Below are 17,477 nucleotides of genomic sequence, written 5' to 3'. Positions count from 1 at the left end.
AGCTATGCCAACCACACTGATTTTCGGAGCCAGCCGCGGGCTGGGCCGCGCCTTTACTCACCACGCCCTGAACATGGGTCACCGGGTCGTTGCGCTGGTGCGCAGCCCCGAGATGGCCACAGAACTAGATGCGCTGGGGGTCGAAGTGATCGAGGGGGATGCGCTGGATCCGGCTGCGGTGCAGCAGGCGTGCGCCCTAGCGGGGCAAGATGCCCACGTTGTCTCTACCCTCGGCAGCTTCCGTCAGACGACGCCGGTGGACTATCAGGGCAACCGTCATGTGATCGATGCCATGGAGCAGGCAGGCCTGAAACGGCTGCTGCTGGTCACCTCCCTCGGCTGTGGTGACAGCTGGCAGTATCTGCCGGAGCGGGCACGCGCCGCCTTCGGTCACGAGGTACGTCTCAAGAGTCTGGCGGAGAGCTGGCTGCAGACCAGCTCCCTCGTGTGGACCATTCTGCGCCCGGCGGGCCTGCAGGATGGCGACGCCACCGGCCGCGCCGAGCTGAGTCAGGGCAAGGAGGTACACGGACTGGTGCGCCGCGCCGATGTGGCCGCCCAAGGGCTGCGCCTGCTGGCGGATGAGACAGCGGTGGGGCAGATCTACGCCATCGGGGATCCCACGCTCCAGCGCGGCTAAAGCAGCAGTAAAATCGCTCATACCCACCACATAACAAAACGGTCAGCCCAAGGGCTGACCGTTTTCGCTTTACCGCACACACCATCTCACGGGCGCTTGCACCATCCCACTTAACCGGCGGTCGTCTCACTCTTTACGACCGGCTGACTGGCCACCGGCAGTGACTGCTGCCGCCAACGCAGCAACAGGCAGGCCAGCACACCGTAAAGCAGCGCCAGACCCCACAGCTGCCACCAGTAGCGGGAGACCTGCGCAAAGTCGGCCCCCATCTGGTTAAGGCGCAGAAAACCCTCGATGGCGGGGATAGTGGGCACCCACTGAGCCAGCCAGTTGAGAGGCGTAGGGATCAGCTCGAGCGGCCAGATAAAGCCCGCCAGAAAGACCAGCGGCAGGGAGGATATGAGTACCACCTGAGTGGGCAGATCCCGCCGGGTAAAGATCGCCCCCAGCACAATCCCGAACCAGCAGGTCGCCAGCAGGAACGGCAGGGCAAACAGCCAAAGCTGCACCGGATCTGCATGACGAGCGATATTGTAGTGATCGAAACAGAAGCCGAGGAAGTAGCTCACCGGCAGCAGGAACAACCCAGCCAGCACCAGGGTTCTGGCCAGCAGCAGCGGCAACACCGGCGCGCTTTGCCAGTAACCATGCTCGCCGCGGCAACTGCGCTGGTTCTGGGTCGCCCCCAGGATCCCCGCCCCCATCAGCAACACCTGATGGAGGATCAGCACGAACACCGCCGGCACCACGTAATTCACATAGCCCATGGTGGGGTTGAACACCGGTACCACGTTGAGGGCCACCGCATTCCAGCCCATGGCCGCTTGTGGCAGCGCCTCACCGTGACTCAACAGCCGCGCCACCTTCACCTGCGCGGCGAGAGTGCCACCGGCCTGCGCCAGCCCTTCGGCAATGGTGCCGTAGACCAGAAAGTAGGAGGCATCACCGGCATAACTCAGGGTGACGCTCTTGCCCTGCATCAGATCCCGATAGAAGTGGTTGGGGATGTGCAGGATCCCGCTCGCCTCCCCGGCCATCATCAGCTGGCGCGCCTCGGCCAGCGAATTGGCTCGCGCCACCAGCTTTACCTGCGGCGTGGCATCGGCCATAAACTCCAGCTGACGGGACAGCTGACTGTCATCGTCGTTGACCACCACCACCGCCTCTTCCCGCGGCAGCTGATGCAGATAGGGCTGGGGATAGAGAAACGAGTAGAAGATCACCCCGCCAAACAGGGTCAGCATGATGGCGCGATCCGCCAGCAGGGTGCGCAGTTCGAGGCGCAACAGATCGACAAATCCCAGCATCACTCAGGCTCCTTTTCGGCGCTCGCCACTGCGGCTGATTGACGGGCCAGCTCGGCCTGCTGCTTGTAACGACGTACCACCAGCAGTAGGGGGAGCAGGAACAACAGCAGCGCCCCCAGTTGCGGCAACGCCGATGCGACTGGCAGACCGTAGTTGCTCTGACCAATCTGCAGCTCGACATAATGAGAGACCGGCAACAGGCTGCGCCAGAAGCGGGCGAAATCCCCCATGGCGCTCACCGGAAAGGTGACGCCCATAAAGGCAAAACCGGGCGCAGTGTAAGCCCCCGCCAGCGACAGGGCACGGGCCGGATCCCGGATGATGCCGTAAAAGAAGGCTCCCATGGTGACGCAGGCGCCCGAGGCGAGCCCCAGACCCACCACCAGCACCAGCCAGCTGCCGTGCATGGGGTAGGAGAAGCCCTTGAACAGCAGCAGCGTCCAGACTATCCCCCAGCCCCAGCCAATCAGCACGTGGGGCAGCAGGGTGCGCCAGAGACCAAACCAGACACCGCGAGTGGTCCAGTCCAGCCCCAGCCGATCGGTACGGGCCAGCGCATTGAGGCCGAACAGCACCACCAGGATCTGCCACACCGCGGGCAGAATGGCGCTCAGCAGAAATTGGGCATAGCTGGAGTTGAGGTTATAGAGCGCAGTGACCTGACTGCTGATAGGCACCGACTGCCCGAGCGCGCCGGGCAGTGCCTTGCCCTCGGCCATCGCCTCCAGCACACCGACCTGACCGTTAAGGGTGCCTACCACCTGCGCCAGCGCCGAGTTGACCAGCTTGGCGATCAGGATGAACTGGCCGTTGTTGAACACTGTCACCTGCGGCTGGGTACCCCGGCGGGCATCCCGCTCCAGATGGTTGGGGATCACCACCAGCGCATAGATGTCGCCACCGCGCAGGGCGTGGGCACCGGCATCGATGGAGTCAAACTGATTGGCCACCTTGAGCCCGGCCGAGCCATCCAGCGAGAAGGCGAGCTGGCGCGACAGTACGCTTCGGTCGAGATCCACCAGCCCCACCTTGAGGTCGCGGGCCAGCCCTGCCGAGAAGATCCAGCAGAGGATCCCCATCAGCAGCAGCGGTACCCAGCTCATCAGGGCACGGCTGAACGGATCCTGCCACAGCAGCCGAAATTCACGTCCCATCAGAGTTCAACCAGCACACTCATGCCAACCCGCAGCCCCTCAACCGGTTGCAGCGGGCGAGCCTCCACCTGGAAGCTCTTCATATCGAAGCCCTGACGGGTATCGGTGGCACGCCAGGTGGCGAAATCCCCCATCACGGCCACATGGGTCACCTTGAAGCGCACCATCTGGTCGCCAAGGCCCGGGATGCGGGCATCAAACTCGGTATCCACGGTGAAACGGGGCAACAGATCTTCACGGATGTGGAACTGGGCCCAGGCATCGCTCATGTCGAGCAGCGTCACCACAGGGAAGCCTTGCGGCGCCAGCTCGCCGCTACGCAGCAGCACCTGACTCACTTCACCATTGTGGGGACTGGTGATGCGGGTGTCGGCCAGATAGGCCTCTACCTCAGCCACGGAACCCGCCGCCATTTTGGCCTTCTCGCGGGCGGCGATCTTGGTCTCTTCCCGCGCCCCTTCCAGCGCCATCTGGTACTGCTGCCACGCCATCCCTTCGCTGTAGCGGGCGGCTTGCCATGCGGTCCAGGCCTCATCGCGTTTTTGCAGCGGCATTACGCCGTCGCGGTGCAGGCTGGCAACCCGCTCATAGGTCTTGCCACGCAGCTGGGCGGCAGCCTTGGCTTTTTGCCACTGATCCTTGGCAGCGGCGATCTGTTGGGCACGGGCCCCCTTCTCCGCCTCTTGCGCCAGCGCACCCGCTGCGGCCTCACCGGCCTTGGCCTGGCTCAGCTTGGCTTCGATCTCGGGGCTCGCCAGGGTAAAGACCAGCTGATCCTTGGTCAGCTGATCGCCCTTTTTAACCAGCACCTCGTCGATGCGGCCCGGCACCTTGGAGGAGACCGAATATTGCTGCGCTTCAATCTGCCCTTGCAGATGCACCGGCTCGGGCTGATAGGCGAGCCAGAAGCGCCAGCCGAGCCAGACCACCAGGATCACCAGCACCAGCGGCAACAACAGCGGTTTACCCTGGCTCATCTTCTTTTTGATGGGGGGATGGCTCATCACTTCACCTCGACAAACGGGCGACCCTTGGCGGTCGAAACAGAGATAGAAAAAGGCACGGACTGGAGTGCGATCATGAGTTCACCTCGATCACCTGACCGTGCTGATATTGATTGAAACTGTTCATCTGGCCGGAGAGCGCCAGCAGGCGGGCCAGCGACACTACATATTGATAGGCCGCCGCCGCGCGCTGAGTCTTCACCCCCGCCAGCTGGTTCTGGGCATCCACCACATCAAGGGAGGTAGAGAGTCCCTGCCCGAAGGCCTTGTCCCGCAGTAGCACGTTCTCCTCTGCCAACGCCTGGGTGGAAGAGAGGGATTGATACTCCTCCAGCCCCTGCGCTGCTTCGCGCCAGGTCTTCTCCACCAGCAGCTTCAGATCATCGCGAGTCTTGGCCTGCAGCAGATTGACCTGCAGCTCGGCGCTCTTGGCTGCCTGCACCGTCTCGGAACGGCCATCGCGACTCACCAGCGGCATGCTGACACCCACCCCCACCAGCCAGTCCGGCGCGGTCTTGGAGGCGAGCGAATCATCTTCATAGAGGTTGTAGTTGCCGAACAGGAACACCTCGGGGGCATATTTGCCCTGCTCGACCCGGATCATCCCCTTGGCCTGCTCCTTCTTGGCAATGAGCAGCTTGAGACCGGGGTGCACCTCCAGGGTCTGGCTCACCAACCCCTCGAGGCGCGGCAGCTCCTTGTTGACGAACAGGCCGCTGCCCGGCTGGGCATTTGGCAACTTCAGCATGCGGCCGAGGGCCAGTTCGGCGATCTCGAGGCTGCGGCGCGCCTTCTGGGTATCGATGCGCGCTCTGTCATAGGCCGACTGGGCGGAGAGACGCTCCACCCTGGCTATCTGGCCCTGCGCTTCTAGCTTCTTGGCATGATCCAGATGGTGGGCCAGCCCCTCTTCGATCTCCTGTTTGGTCTGCACCACCTGAGCAGCCAGCACCACGCCGAAATAGGTCTGGGAGAGGCTCTCGAAAGTGGACTGCTCCTTGAGCACCAGCAGCTGTTGCGCCTCGCTCACCTGCGCCTGGCGGATATCCTGCGCCGCATCGATGCGACCACCGGCAAACAGCGGCCAGAGCATCTTGACCGAGCTGGTCACCACATTCTGTTTGGTCAGGGGGGTGACAAATGCGTTGGCTCCGACCCCGAACAGGCTGCCGAGTGCCAGGATCAGATCTTTCTGCTTGGCCAGCGGATTGAGATCGAGGGCATCAAGTTCAATCGGCTGATCAAGATGGGTATAGCTGGCCCCCAGATCCACCTTGGGCAGATACATATCCTTGGCCGCCTCGCGCAGCTGCTTGGCCCGATCGACCCCGGCCTGCTCGGCAGCCAGCCCTTCATCCTGCTGGATGACCCGGGTCCAGGCTTCGCCAAAACTGATGGTTTGCGCCTGCGCCGACCCCAGCACGGCCCCCATCAGACACGGCCAGAGTGATTTAATGAACCTTGACGTCATAGATCCCCAATCCGCTTTTGTTGCATAAATGTTTGGAGCATTTGCTCGATTTAAGCCAGCTATCATAACGCAAAGCGGGCCTGCAAGTGGACTGACAATTATGCAGGCGTCCGACCCGAATGGTACAGCGCTCACTCTCCGGCAATCTGGCCGTTTTTCAATAACTCCAGAATTTGCAAGCCTTGGCGCGACGTTTTTTTCAGAAAAAAATGGCTGACGCTCAAATACTAACCTTTTCTCCTGCCTAAAAAATGCGTAATATACGCCGCCCTAAGCCGATGGTAACCGTGGAATGCAGATAGGTCCCCACACGCTTGAAACTCCCTTGATTGTGGCTCCCATGGCCGGTGTAACTGACCGACCATTCCGTGAACTTTGTTTGCGATTGGGGGCTGGCATGGCCGTTTCCGAGATGCTGCTGGCCAACCCGGATGTCTGGGATACCCAGAAAACCCGGATGAGGATGGATCACTCTGCAGAAGGCGGATTGCGATCGGTCCAGATTGCCGGAGCCGACCCCGAGATGATGGCGTTTGCTGCCCGCTACAACGTGGAGCAGGGCGCACAGATCGTCGACATCAACATGGGATGTCCGGCAAAAAAAGTGAATAAGAAGTTGGCAGGTTCTGCCCTGCTGCGTGCCCCCGATCAGGTCAAAGCAATTTGCCGGGCCGTGGTGGATGCAGTGGAGGTGCCTGTCACCTTGAAGATCCGCACAGGATGGGATCCGGATAACCGCAATGGCGTGGAGATCGCCCGAATCGCCGAAGATTGCGGTATCGCGGCCCTTGCCGTGCATGGTCGTACCCGTGCATGCCTCTACAAGGGCGAAGCGGAGTACGACACGATCAGGGCGATTAAGCAGGCCGTATCGATTCCTGTTGTCGCCAATGGTGACATCAACAGCCCGGAGAAAGCCCGGTATGTCCTCGACTATACCGGTGTAGACGCCGTGATGATCGGCCGAGCTGCGCAAGGACGACCCTGGATTTTCCGGGAAATCCGTCATTTTCTTGAGACGGGCACCAAGCTGCCGCCTCCCGAGAGGGAAGAGGTTCGCACCCTGATGAACGAGCATGTAACCAACCTGCACCGGTTTTATGGTGCATATCTGGGAGCGCGCATAGCCCGTAAACACGTGGGCTGGTATCTGGATGAAGAAGAGACGGGCCGAGAATTCCGTAAGCACTTCAATGCCCTGGATTGCGCAGACGCGCAACTTGAGGCACTCGAAGCGTATTTCGATGGATTAGGTTAACAAGATAACTAAAGAGCCGACCGAATATGTTCGAACAAACCCTGACTTCTGATGCATTGGTAACAACTACTCACAATCACGCTGCCGAGCCGACCCAGCGCCCCCTGCGTGACTCTGTGCAACAGGCCCTGCGTAACTACCTGGCCCAGTTGAACGGTCAGGAAGTGATTGATCTGTACGATATGGTTCTCTCCGAAGTCGAAGCGCCGATGCTGGACGTGATCATGCAGTACACCCGTGGTAACCAGACTCGCGCTGCCGTGATGATGGGTATCAACCGTGGCACCCTGCGCAAGAAGCTCAAGCGTTACGGCATGAACTGATTGCTGGCCGCGAGCCGCGACGGCGGTTCAAGGCAGATGCGAAAGGCGTCAGGTAGCAATACCTGGCGCCTTTCCTTTATGCTCTCCCCTCCATTTCACCATGACGACCCCGATGAACCGCACTCCCCTGCTGCTGATGGTACTGGTCACCCTGCTGGCCGCCGCTGGCTGGCTCTTCTCGAAAGAGGCGATCCGCGAACTGCCCCCTGCCGCCTTTATCGGCAGCCGCTTCCTGCTGGCGGCGCTGCTGTTGCTCCCACTCGCCTGGCTGCGTGAACCGCCGCCGACCCGCGCCCAGCTGGTGCGCGCTGCCGGTTGCGGCACATTGCTCGGTGCCAGCCTGCTGCTGTGGGTCACCGCCATCAGCCAGAGCGATGCGCTGGGCAGCGGCGCATTTATCATGAGCGTCGCCACCCTGATGGCCCCGCTGGCCGCATGGGGAGCCTTTCGGGCCAAGCCCAGCCGCCACTACTGGCTCACCCTGCCCATCGCCATCGCCGGTTTGCTGCTGCTCTCCAGCAGTACCCACTGGGGCGTGTCGCTCTCGCTGTTCTGGTTTCTGGCGGCGGCCACCACCCTCGGCATCCAGCTTGCCGTCCATCGCCACTTCGCCCAATCCATTGCACCGACCTGGCTCACCTGTATCCAGCTGGCGATGACCGGCCTGCTCGGCACCCTGCTCTCCCTGCTGACCGAGCAGTGGCCCGAGGCTGGAGTCAGCCACGGCATCTGGGGCTGGTTTGCGGCGAGCGTCTTGATCGCCACCACATTGCGCTACTGGCTGCTCACCCATGCACTGAGCAAGATGACTACCGCTCACGCAGCCCTGATGATGCTGCTGGAACCGGTCTGGACCCTGCTCCTGAGCACCCTCTTCTACAACGAACCCCTCGGCGGCGCCAAACTGGCCGGAGCCGGACTGGTGCTCGGCGCCCTGGTGCTCTACCAACTGCCCCTGCTGCTGCGTAGTCGCACGCTGAAACCGGCACGCTAACTGCCCACGGCAAACACCTCTATGCGGATGAAACAACCAACGAAAAGGGGCCTGCAGTTGCAAACCCCTTTTGTTGCATTGCCACGGCGAACTGCTTGGGCCATTCTCTCGGCTCGCCCCTGTGCGCCAGCTCCCTTCTTGAACGTCCCTTGGCACCCAGTTAGCGGCTTGAAAGAGCTAGCTTGATCCCGAGTCCGACAAACAGAGTGCCGATGCCCCGGTTGAGCCAGCGACCAAGACGCTGTGACAACCGAACCCTGTGGCTGGCATAGACGGTGGTAAAGACCAGCAGGTGGCACCAGATGATGCCGCCCAGATTGAAGATGCAACCGAGCAGGATAAAAGCGAGCGCCTTGTCGGGAGCCTCCGGTGCAATGAACTGGGGCACAAAGGCAAGGAAAAAGAGCGCCACCTTGGGGTTGAGCACATTGGTCAGTACCCCTTGCCGGTAAATCTGGCCATAGGAGAGGGCGGGTAAAATAGCCCCCCTCTCCATTGCTCCTGTTGCCTGCTGGCGCAGCAGAGAGAGCCCCAGATAGATGAGGTAGATGGCGCCAGCCAGCTTGATGAGGGCAAACAACTCGGCCGACGCACTGAGCAGGGCCGACAGACCCAGCGCCGCCGCCAGCACATGCACCATGACACCTGTGCCGATGCCAAGGGCCGCGACTGAACCGGCACGCCACCCTTGCGAGCCGCTGCGCAGCATAACCAGCAGGGAATCCGGCCCCGGCATGATGTTGAGCAGCAGCCCCGAGACCATAAACAGTGCAAGATCATGAATACCGAACATCATCCCTCCCCTCGTAAAGCAAAACCAAACAAAGAGGGCTCCGCAGAGCCCTCTTTACTTTCACTCTGCGGCAGCTGACGCGTCATCAGCTGTCCCGCCAGCCATCAGGGCCGCAGCGCCTTATCCGCCCGGGAGATACCGCAGACGCCGGAGCGCACCACTTCGATGATCTCGTTGGTCTGGGCTGCGGTCTTGATAAAGGCATCCAGCTTCTCGCTGGTGCCCACCAGCTGTACCGTGTACTGCTCGGGGGTAACGTCGACGATCTGGCCGCGGAAGATATCTGCCAGCCGTTTCAGCTCGTCACGGGCCCCACCGGCGGCGCGCGCCTTGACCAGCGCGATCTCCCGCTCGATATGCTCCCCTTCGCTCAGGTCGCACACCTTGAGCACATCCACCAGCTTGTGCAGTTGCTTCTGGATCTGCTCCAGCACCCGCTCGTCACCCATGGTGACTATGGTCATGCGCGACAGGGTGGGATCCTCGGTCGGCGCCACCGTCAGGGTCTCGATGTTGTAGCCACGCTGGGAGAAGAGACCCACCACGCGGCTCAGGGCGCCGGATTCGTTCTCCAGCAGTACTGAAATGATGTGTCTCATCAGGTTCTCTCCGTCTTGCTCAGCCACATCTCATCCATGGCGCCAAACTTGATCTGCATCGGATAGACGTGCTCATCCGGGTCGACCGAGATATCCATGAACACCAGCCGATCCTTCATGGCGAAGGCTTTCTCCATGGCGCTCTCCAGCTCGGCCGGATCGCTCACCGCGATGCCGACGTGGCCGTAGGCTTCCGCCAGTTTGACGAAGTCCGGCAGGGACTCCATGTAGGAGTGGCTGTGACGGCCGCCGTAGAACATCTTCTGCCACTGCTTGACCATGCCCAGTGCACGGTTGTTGATGGAGATGATCTTGATGGGCACTCCGTACTGCATGCAGGTGGAGAGCTCCTGAATGTTCATCTGCACCGAGCCGTCGCCGGTGACGCAGCAGACCACCGCATCCGGGTTGGCAAACTGGGCCCCCATGGCTGCCGGAATACCAAAGCCCATGGTGCCGAGGCCCCCCGAGTTGATCCACTGGCGCGGTTTGGCAAACGGGTAGTAGAGGGCCGCAAACATCTGGTGCTGGCCCACGTCGGAGGCAACAAACGCCTGACCCTGAGTCACCTTGTAGAGGGTCTCGATCACCTGTTGCGGCTTGATCTGGGTAGCCGACTTTTCGTAGGCCAGACAGTGACGGGAGCGCCACTGGTTGATCTGGCTCCACCAGTCCGCCAGCGCCTCCTTGTCGTTATCGAAGCCACACTCGCGGATCACTTCCAGCATCTGCTCCAAAACGGTCTCCACCGAGCCGACGATGGGCACATGGGCCTGCACCGTTTTGGAGATGGAGGTGGGGTCGATATCGATATGGACCACGGTCGCATTGGGGCAGAACTTGGCCACGTTGTTGGTGACGCGGTCATCGAAGCGGGCACCGACAGCGAAGATGAGATCCGCGTTGTGCATGGTCTTGTTGGCTTCGAAGGTGCCGTGCATCCCCAGCATGCCGATAAATTGCGGATGGACGCCGGAGAAGGCCCCCAGCCCCATCAGGGTGGTGGTCACCGGCAGGTTCAGCAGCTCCGCTAGTTTGGTCACCAGATGGTCCGCATTGGCGTTGATGGCGCCACCGCCCACGTACATCACCGGGCGCTGGGCTTCTACCAGCAGCTTGGCTGCCCGCTTGATCTGCCCTTTATGGCCAGACTTGGTCGGGTTGTAGGAGCGCAGGGAGACCGTCTCGGGATACTGGTAGGGGAATTTCTCTTTCGGGTTCTGCACATCTTTGGGCAGATCCACCACCACCGGCCCCGGGCGGCCGCTGGCGGCAATGTAGTAGGCCTTCTTGATGGCCTCGGGAATATCGCTCGCCTTCTTGCACAGGAAGCTGTGCTTCACCACCGGGCGGGAGATACCGATCATGTCGGTCTCCTGGAACGCATCCTCACCGATCATGCTGGTCGGCACCTGGCCGGAGAGGATCACCAGCGGAATGGAATCCATATAGGCGGTGGCAATACCGGTAATGCAGTTGGTCGCTCCCGGGCCTGACGTTACCAGCACAGTCCCCACCTTGCCGGTGGAACGGGCGTAACCGTCAGCCATGTGAACCGCGGCTTGCTCGTGCCGCACCAAGACATGCTCCATCTTGCCGTTTTCGAAGAGAGCGTCATAGATGTCGAGCACTGAGCCACCAGGGTAGCCGAAGACGTGCTCAACTCCCTGATCTTCCAGCGCTCTAACCACCATCTGGGCGCCTGATAACATCTCCATGATAAAGCCCTCCAGGCTTTGCTCCGTTTAGCGAATCCCGCCGACGATGCCGTGCTTCCCGGCACGGCCCGATCCGTTTCTTGTTGTTATCTGAATGCAGATCGGCCCAATTCAGCCCCGTCGACAGTAGAAAAAAAGGATTTTTCCGTCATTCACCCGAAAATAGGGTGAAAAACCAACTTAACCCGCTTCATAACGCTTGTCCACGGCTTTATCTGACCAGAACAGTCATACATTTCAACCGGCTATTAACATTCAATGACTTGCCGCAGCGACCATGAGACAAAAGGGAAGGAAGTCGGGGAATGGCCAGCGGATCATTCCGCAGAGGGGAAAAACAGCCACAAAAAAGCCCACCGTTCAGCGGTGGGCTTGATGCCGGATGATGACTCAGTTCTCCTGATCCGGCTCCGCCAGCCAGATCTGCTGATCCGGATCGGTCTCTTCACTGACCGAGATGCTGACACCCATATCGAGCAACTCGTGCAGGGTGAGATTGTCAGCCAGGTTCATGACTTCGCCGTTTTCATTGGTAAAGCGCATTTGCTCCGTCCTCTCCTTGGTGGGATCGCCTTTCAGTCTAGTCAACAACGCTCACTTGCGATAACCAGCAACTGGATAAACAGTCGCCCCCATCCAGCTCGCTCAGGCGATCACTCACCTCCTCCGGAAACAGGGTGCGCGCCCAGAGCCGCCGCGACAGAGAGGCCACGCTCTCGTCAGCGCCCGCCGCCAGCCAGCGGGCCAGCTCCCCTGCTACATCGGGGTAACAGACCGCCCCGGGCGAGGCGCTGTCGAGCCAGGTACGCACCAGATTGGCATCGAGCACATCCATCAGGGTCGCCAGCCCCATCATCTCGAGCGTCTTGCCGTTGGTCAGCTGCTCGAACTGGCCGCCGAGGGGCTTGACCAGCAGCTTCTTGCCGAGGGTGAGCGCCTCGGAAGCCAGCTCGAAACCCGCGTTGGAAATAACACCGCGACAACCGGCCAGCACGGCGATAAATCCGTGCCGCGACGGCGGTTCGAAGCGCAGGTTGCGCCACTGGCTGGGGGTACGAATGGCGGGGTGAAAGCAGACAAAGCGCTGCTGACCAAAGCGCGACAACAGGGCGGCAATCGCCTCGGTCTGCTCGAACGGCAGATAGACCAGGATCTCGCCGTTATCCGGCGCGGCGGCGATGGGGTCGATCACCGGTGGCAGCAAGGGGTGACCGAAGTGAAACCAGTGCAGCCCGAGCGGCTGATCCACAGGAGCAAAGTGGCGCATCAGCTGGCGGCTGACCCCATCCTCCCCCCAACGCGGTATGGGCCAGTTGAAGCTGGCCTGATGACTGACGGTGAGGCTCGGTTTGCCATAGCGGCGGGCGGCGTGGGCGGTCAGCGGCTCAAAATCGCTCACCACCAGATCGTATTCGCTGCAATCGAGGGCCCGCAGATCCCGCCAGAAGGTGAGCGGCGAGGCGGCTTGCAGGGTGCGCCACGGAGAAACTCGCCCCTCGTGACTGACAAAAGTGAGGCCGGGAAAGACGCGGTAGGCGCCGAACTCCTCCATGTCAAAGTAGCGGTCGGCAGGACGGCCGCTAAAGAGATAATCCACCTCGACCCCTGCCGTGCGCAGCGCCCGCGCCAAGGTGCGACTGCGACTGATATGACCGTTGCCGGTGCCTTGCACCCCAAACAGTATCCTCATGAGTGGCTCCAGCCGAGCGCCAGCACGGCGCAACCGCCACCCAGCAGGGCACCGGCAACCAGATCGCTCAGGTAGTGCACCCCGAGCAGCAACCGGGATGCCCCCACCAGCGCCGCCCAGCCAAACAGCAGGGGTGCCCAGAGCGGAAAGCCGGTGGCCAGTATGGTGGCCATCAGAAAAGCGGCAGCGGTGTGGCCGGAGGGGAGACTGTAACGATCGGAAGGAGTGATAAAGACCGGCAAGCCGACCGGCCGTTGCCGTTTCAGGCTGTTTTTCAGCAGCAGATAGAGGGGCAATTCGATGGCGAAGGCTAGCAGCGCCAGTCGCACCAGCTCCCGCTCTGCCTCCCCCTGCCACCAGAGCAGGGCGGCCAGCACGGCGTAAAGCGGGCCATCGCCGGTGCGGGAAATGAGACGACTCACCCTCGCCTGCTGCCGGTTGTAGCCGTGAAGCAGGCAGACCCGGCACACCTGCAGGTCCCATTGCTGGATCTTGTTCATATCCCCTCCTTCCCTGAATTCTGCTTGCAGAGTAAAAAAGCGGGATGACGTTACGTTGAACAAGGGATAACAGATTTATGAAAAAAGGGCCGAATGGCCCTTTTTAATCTCGATGTTGCGGCAAAATCAGTGGCTGCCGCGCAGACCGGTCTCCATCAGACGGCAGTTGTGGTCCGCCAGACGGGCCATGAAGTGCTCATCCACTTTCAGGCCAAACACCTGCTCGTAGAGATCTTTCATCACGAACGGCTGCCACATCATGCTGAGGAAGGAGATCTTCAGCATGTCGGGATCCAGGTTGTCACCCAGCTCGCCGTTGGACTTCATGGTTTCCAGCAGGGCATCGAACTGCGGCAGCTGGCGTTCCAGCAGGCGGTTCAGCACAAAATCCCGGCCCGGGCTCTTCTCGGTCGACAATGCGCTGGAGATGGCAGAGGTCAGCTCGCTGTTGGGCGCCATCACCTGATAGTAGGTGTTGAGCAGCTCGTTGAGGCTGTGATTGCTGTGTTCATCTTGCCAGGCATGGTCGAGGGGCTCGGCGACATCGCCCAACACAGCTTTGTAAAGACCCTCTTTACTGCCGAAGTAGTAGTGGATCATTGCCAGATTGGAGCCAGCAAGCTCCGCGATTTCGCGTGTAGTCACCTTGCTATAGGGAGTATTGAGAAAACGCTCACGGGCGGCAGCAAGCAACTTGTCACGAATGTCAGAACGTCCGACCGGACGACCAGGTCTACGTTTTTCCATTTAACACCTCAGATAATTCAGCCAATGCTGATAAGTCGATCTGGTTGTGCAGAGAATAGAGCACAGCAGGAATGACCAGATAATCGGTCATGGGCCGAATATGGGACAAGGAAATTTGCAATCCTTTACAATCCGATTAAATACGTCAGCAGATTGCCCCTGACCTTCCGTGTTGACACAGCATAAAAATCTCGATATTGGTAAAAGCGTTATCGACTGGAAGGAATAACAACGTCATGCATATCGCCACCCCGCTACTACTAATCTCCCTAATCGCGTTAACTCGCGCGGGATCCTTGTAGCCGGGCTAAGGCATAGCCGGAATTTACAAAAACCCGTGCACCCTGCACGGGTTTTTTTATGCCGCCGCAGGATGCACGTTACCGAACTTAGGAAGAGGGAAGTCACATGTCAGATCGGGTCATCATATTCGACACCACCTTGCGTGATGGTGAGCAGGCCCTGGCGGCCAGTTTGACAGTCAAGGAGAAGCTGCAGATCGCCCAGGCGCTGGAGCGGCTCGGTGTCGACGTCATGGAGGTGGGCTTCCCGGTCTCTTCTCCCGGCGATTTTCAATCGGTGCAGACCATCGCCCGCCACATCAAGAACAGCCGGGTCTGCGCCCTCGCCCGCGCCCTGCCAAAAGATATCGATGCCGCCGGTGAAGCCTTGCGGGTCGCCGAGGCGTTTCGCATCCACACCTTTATCTCCACCTCCTCCATCCATGTGGAGAGCAAGCTGAAAAAGAGCTTCGAGGATGTGCTGGAGATGGGGGTCGGCGCCATCAAGCACGCGCTGCGCTACACCGATGATGTGGAGTTCTCCTGCGAGGATGCAGGCCGCACCCCCATCGATAACCTCTGCCGCATGGTGGAGGCCGCCATCAAGGCGGGGGCCCGCACCATCAATATCCCCGATACCGTGGGCTACACGGTACCGACCGAGTTCTCCGGCATCATCCACACCCTGTTCAACCGGGTACCCAACATCGACAAGGCGATCATCTCGGTCCACTGCCACGATGATCTGGGGCTCTCGGTGGCCAACTCCATCGGCGCGGTGCAGATGGGGGCCCGCCAGATTGAGTGCACCATCAACGGCATCGGCGAGCGGGCGGGCAACTGCTCGCTGGAAGAGGTGGCGATGATCCTCAAAACCCGCGCCGACCTGCTCGGGGTGCAAACCAATATCCGCCACAACGAAATTCATCGCACCAGCACGCTGGTCAGCCAGCTGTGCAATATGCCGGTGCAGCCCAACAAGGCGATCGTCGGGGCCAACGCCTTCTCCCACAGCTCCGGCATCCATCAGGATGGGGTGCTCAAGGCGAAAAATACCTACGAAATCATCACTCCCGAGAGCATCGGCCTGACCCAGAACAACCTCAACATGACCTCCCGCTCCGGCCGCCACGTTATCAAGCACCGGATGGAGTCCATGGGCTACGCCGAGAGCAGCTACGACCTCGACCACCTCTACGGCAAGTTCCTGACCCTGGCCGACAAGAAGGGGCAGGTATTCGACTACGACCTCGAAGCGCTGGCCTTCTTCAGCCAGATCCACGAGGAGCCGGAGCACTTCAAGCTGGAGTACCTCGGGGTGCAGAGCGGCAGCTCGGTACTGGCCACCGCCTCGGTCAAATTGAAGGTGGGACAAGATCTGATCTGCGAAGCGGCCACCGGCAATGGCCCGGTGGATGCGGTCTACCAGTGCATCAACCGCATCACCGGCTATGAGATCCGCATCGACAAATATGCCCTCAAGAGCAAGGGCGAAGGGGAAGATGCCCTCGGTCAGGTCGATATCGTCGCCGAGTACAAAGGGCGCAAATTCCACGGCATGGGACTGGCCACCGACATCATCGAATCCTCGGCCCACGCCCTGCTCCATGTGATCAACAGCATCTGGCGCGCCGATCAGGTGGCCGAGCAGATGGAACGCAATAACAGCATCAAATCAGAAACCGTCTGAACAGGGCTCGGAACCAAACAGACGGAATGGAATGACAGCATCACATCGGAAACCGTCTGAGCAGGGCTCGGTGCCACACAGACGGCATGGAATGACAACATCAGGACGGAGAACGTCTGAACCGGCATCCGCGCGCAGCGTCGGGGAAACCGGGCAGAGGGATCTCAAAGACAATATCAGGATGGAGAGTGTATGAGCAGTTATCGGATCGCAGTATTGCCGGGTGACGGCATTGGCCCGGAAGTGATGGCCGAGGCCGTCAAGGTGCTGGAGAAGGTGCAGGCCAAATTCGGCCTCGCCTTCGAGTATGATCGCCATGACGTGGGCGGCATCGCCATCGACAACCACGGCACCCCGCTGCCACAAAGCACCATCAAAGGCTGCGAAGCGGCCGACGCCGTGCTGTTCGGCTCGGTCGGCGGCCCGAAATGGGAACATCTGCCCCCCAACGATCAGCCGGAGCGCGGAGCCCTGCTGCCCCTGCGAGCTCACTTCAAACTGTTCTGCAACCTGCGTCCGGCCCGTATCTATACCGGTTTAGAGCAGTTCTCACCCCTGCGCGCCGATATCTCCGATCGCGGTTTTGACATCGCCTGCGTGCGCGAGCTGACCGGCGGCATCTATTTCGGCCAGCCCAAGGGGCGCGAGGGAGAAGGGGCGAACGAGAAGGCGTTCGATACCGAGGTGTATCACCGCTTCGAGATTGAGCGCATCGCCAAGATTGCCTTTGAGTCGGCGCGTGTGCGCCGTGGCAAGGTCACCTCCATCGACAAGGCCAACGTGCTCGCCTCCTCCATTCTGTGGCGCGAGGTGGTGACGCAAGTCGCCAAGTCCTATCCGGACGTAACCCTCAATCATATGTATATCGACAACGCCACCATGCAGCTCATCAAGGATCCATCCCAGTTCGATGTGCTGCTCTGCTCCAACCTGTTCGGTGACATCCTCTCCGACGAGTGCGCCATGATCACCGGCTCCATGGGACTGCTCCCCTCAGCCAGCCTCAACGAATCGGGTTTCGGCCTGTTCGAACCGGCCGGTGGTTCGGCTCCGGATATCGCCGGCAAGGGTATTGCGAATCCCATTGCCCAGATCCTCTCAGCCGCCCTGATGCTGCGCTACAGCTTAGGGATGGAGGCTGCCGCCCAGGCCATTGAGCAGGCCGTGGCCCAGACCTTGGCCGAGGGTTACTTCACCGCCGACCTGCATCAGGCCAGCGCCCGCCATCCGGTGCAGAGCACGTCCGAGATGGGTAGCCAGATCGCCGCCCGGATCTGAGCCGCATAACAGAGAACAAGGAAGAGAGAA

The 17,477-nt window shown here is 60.7% G+C and carries 17 protein-coding genes; 6 read left to right on the top strand and 11 right to left on the bottom strand.

Annotated features, from left to right (window positions below; genetic code table 11):
* Positions 1-4: 4 nt before the first annotated feature.
* A complete protein-coding gene (locus AB5Y84_RS02495) occupies positions 5-640 on the top strand; it encodes an SDR family oxidoreductase (RefSeq protein WP_368176302.1) in 636 nt (211 codons plus the stop codon).
* 110 nt (positions 641-750) lie between these two features.
* Here the strand turns inward: AB5Y84_RS02495 and AB5Y84_RS02490 are convergent, their stop codons facing one another.
* From AB5Y84_RS02490 to AB5Y84_RS02475, 4 genes are all read right to left on the bottom strand, one after another.
* Positions 751-1,947, bottom strand: a complete 1,197-nt coding sequence (locus AB5Y84_RS02490; RefSeq protein WP_368176301.1) for an ABC transporter permease — start codon at positions 1,945-1,947, stop codon at positions 751-753.
* Positions 1,947-3,101, bottom strand: coding sequence for an ABC transporter permease (locus AB5Y84_RS02485; protein ID WP_368176300.1), 1,155 nt, complete (start codon positions 3,099-3,101; stop codon positions 1,947-1,949). The genes AB5Y84_RS02490 and AB5Y84_RS02485 overlap by 1 nt, the downstream gene beginning before the upstream one ends.
* The gene (locus AB5Y84_RS02480; RefSeq protein ID WP_368176299.1) at positions 3,101-4,105 is read right to left on the bottom strand and encodes an HlyD family secretion protein; all 1,005 of its coding nucleotides are present in this window, start codon (positions 4,103-4,105) and stop codon (positions 3,101-3,103) included. The genes AB5Y84_RS02485 and AB5Y84_RS02480 overlap by 1 nt, the downstream gene beginning before the upstream one ends.
* Before the next feature lie 73 nt (positions 4,106-4,178).
* The gene (locus tag AB5Y84_RS02475; protein WP_368176298.1) at positions 4,179-5,576 is read right to left on the bottom strand and encodes a TolC family protein; all 1,398 of its coding nucleotides are present in this window, start codon (positions 5,574-5,576) and stop codon (positions 4,179-4,181) included.
* Between the two features lie 292 nt (positions 5,577-5,868).
* Between AB5Y84_RS02475 and dusB the strand changes: the two genes are divergently transcribed.
* The 3 genes from dusB (at position 5,869) to AB5Y84_RS02460 (ending at position 8,151) form a co-directional block, all read left to right on the top strand.
* On the top strand, positions 5,869-6,834 hold the full coding sequence (gene dusB / locus AB5Y84_RS02470) for a tRNA dihydrouridine synthase DusB (protein WP_019445016.1): 966 nt from the start codon (positions 5,869-5,871) through the stop codon (positions 6,832-6,834).
* A gap of 26 nt (positions 6,835-6,860) precedes the next feature.
* Positions 6,861-7,157, top strand: coding sequence for a DNA-binding transcriptional regulator Fis (fis, locus tag AB5Y84_RS02465; RefSeq protein ID WP_005309538.1), 297 nt, complete (start codon positions 6,861-6,863; stop codon positions 7,155-7,157).
* A 112-nt stretch (positions 7,158-7,269) separates the two neighbouring features.
* The gene (locus tag AB5Y84_RS02460; RefSeq protein ID WP_368176297.1) at positions 7,270-8,151 is read left to right on the top strand and encodes a DMT family transporter; all 882 of its coding nucleotides are present in this window, start codon (positions 7,270-7,272) and stop codon (positions 8,149-8,151) included.
* 160 nt (positions 8,152-8,311) lie between these two features.
* On the opposite strand, the gene AB5Y84_RS02455 is transcribed toward AB5Y84_RS02460, so the two are convergent.
* The 7 genes from AB5Y84_RS02455 to AB5Y84_RS02425 form a co-directional block, all read right to left on the bottom strand.
* Positions 8,312-8,944 (bottom strand): LysE family translocator, encoded by a 633-nt coding sequence (locus AB5Y84_RS02455; RefSeq protein WP_368176308.1) that lies wholly within the window; start codon positions 8,942-8,944, stop codon positions 8,312-8,314.
* 104 nt (positions 8,945-9,048) lie between these two features.
* On the bottom strand, positions 9,049-9,543 hold the full coding sequence (gene ilvN, locus AB5Y84_RS02450) for an acetolactate synthase small subunit (RefSeq protein WP_005311605.1): 495 nt from the start codon (positions 9,541-9,543) through the stop codon (positions 9,049-9,051).
* Complete coding sequence (locus AB5Y84_RS02445; RefSeq protein ID WP_005339146.1) at positions 9,543-11,261, bottom strand: acetolactate synthase 3 large subunit; 1,719 nt, start codon at positions 11,259-11,261, stop codon at positions 9,543-9,545. The genes ilvN and AB5Y84_RS02445 overlap by 1 nt, the downstream gene beginning before the upstream one ends.
* A gap of 390 nt (positions 11,262-11,651) precedes the next feature.
* The gene (locus AB5Y84_RS02440; RefSeq protein WP_005339147.1) at positions 11,652-11,804 is read right to left on the bottom strand and encodes a hypothetical protein; all 153 of its coding nucleotides are present in this window, start codon (positions 11,802-11,804) and stop codon (positions 11,652-11,654) included.
* 37 nt (positions 11,805-11,841) lie between these two features.
* Positions 11,842-12,951 carry an MJ1255/VC2487 family glycosyltransferase gene (locus AB5Y84_RS02435; protein ID WP_258721695.1) on the bottom strand — a complete coding sequence of 370 codons (1,110 nt, stop codon included), beginning with the start codon at positions 12,949-12,951 and terminating at the stop codon, positions 11,842-11,844.
* Positions 12,948-13,451: a phosphatase PAP2 family protein gene (locus tag AB5Y84_RS02430; RefSeq protein WP_005339149.1), complete on the bottom strand. Its 504-nt coding sequence runs from the start codon at positions 13,449-13,451 to the stop codon at positions 12,948-12,950. Before AB5Y84_RS02430 ends, AB5Y84_RS02435 begins: the two co-directional genes overlap by 4 nt.
* A 126-nt stretch (positions 13,452-13,577) precedes the next feature.
* Positions 13,578-14,198, bottom strand: coding sequence for a TetR/AcrR family transcriptional regulator (locus tag AB5Y84_RS02425; RefSeq protein ID WP_005349170.1), 621 nt, complete (start codon positions 14,196-14,198; stop codon positions 13,578-13,580).
* Positions 14,199-14,606: 408 nt separating this feature from the next.
* Here AB5Y84_RS02425 and leuA point away from each other — a divergent pair, with 408 nt between their 5' ends.
* Complete coding sequence (leuA, locus tag AB5Y84_RS02420; protein ID WP_005341192.1) at positions 14,607-16,169, top strand: 2-isopropylmalate synthase; 1,563 nt, start codon at positions 14,607-14,609, stop codon at positions 16,167-16,169.
* Positions 16,170-16,361: 192 nt separating this feature from the next.
* Positions 16,362-17,447, top strand: coding sequence for a 3-isopropylmalate dehydrogenase (gene leuB / locus AB5Y84_RS02415; protein ID WP_368176296.1), 1,086 nt, complete (start codon positions 16,362-16,364; stop codon positions 17,445-17,447).
* The last annotated feature ends 30 nt before the right edge of the window (positions 17,448-17,477 follow it).

It is taken from the genome of Aeromonas sp. s11 (genome assembly GCF_040907945.1).
Classification (GTDB): Bacteria; Pseudomonadota; Gammaproteobacteria; order Enterobacterales; family Aeromonadaceae; genus Aeromonas; species Aeromonas veronii.
This window is presented reverse-complemented; position numbering and strand designations above follow the sequence as displayed.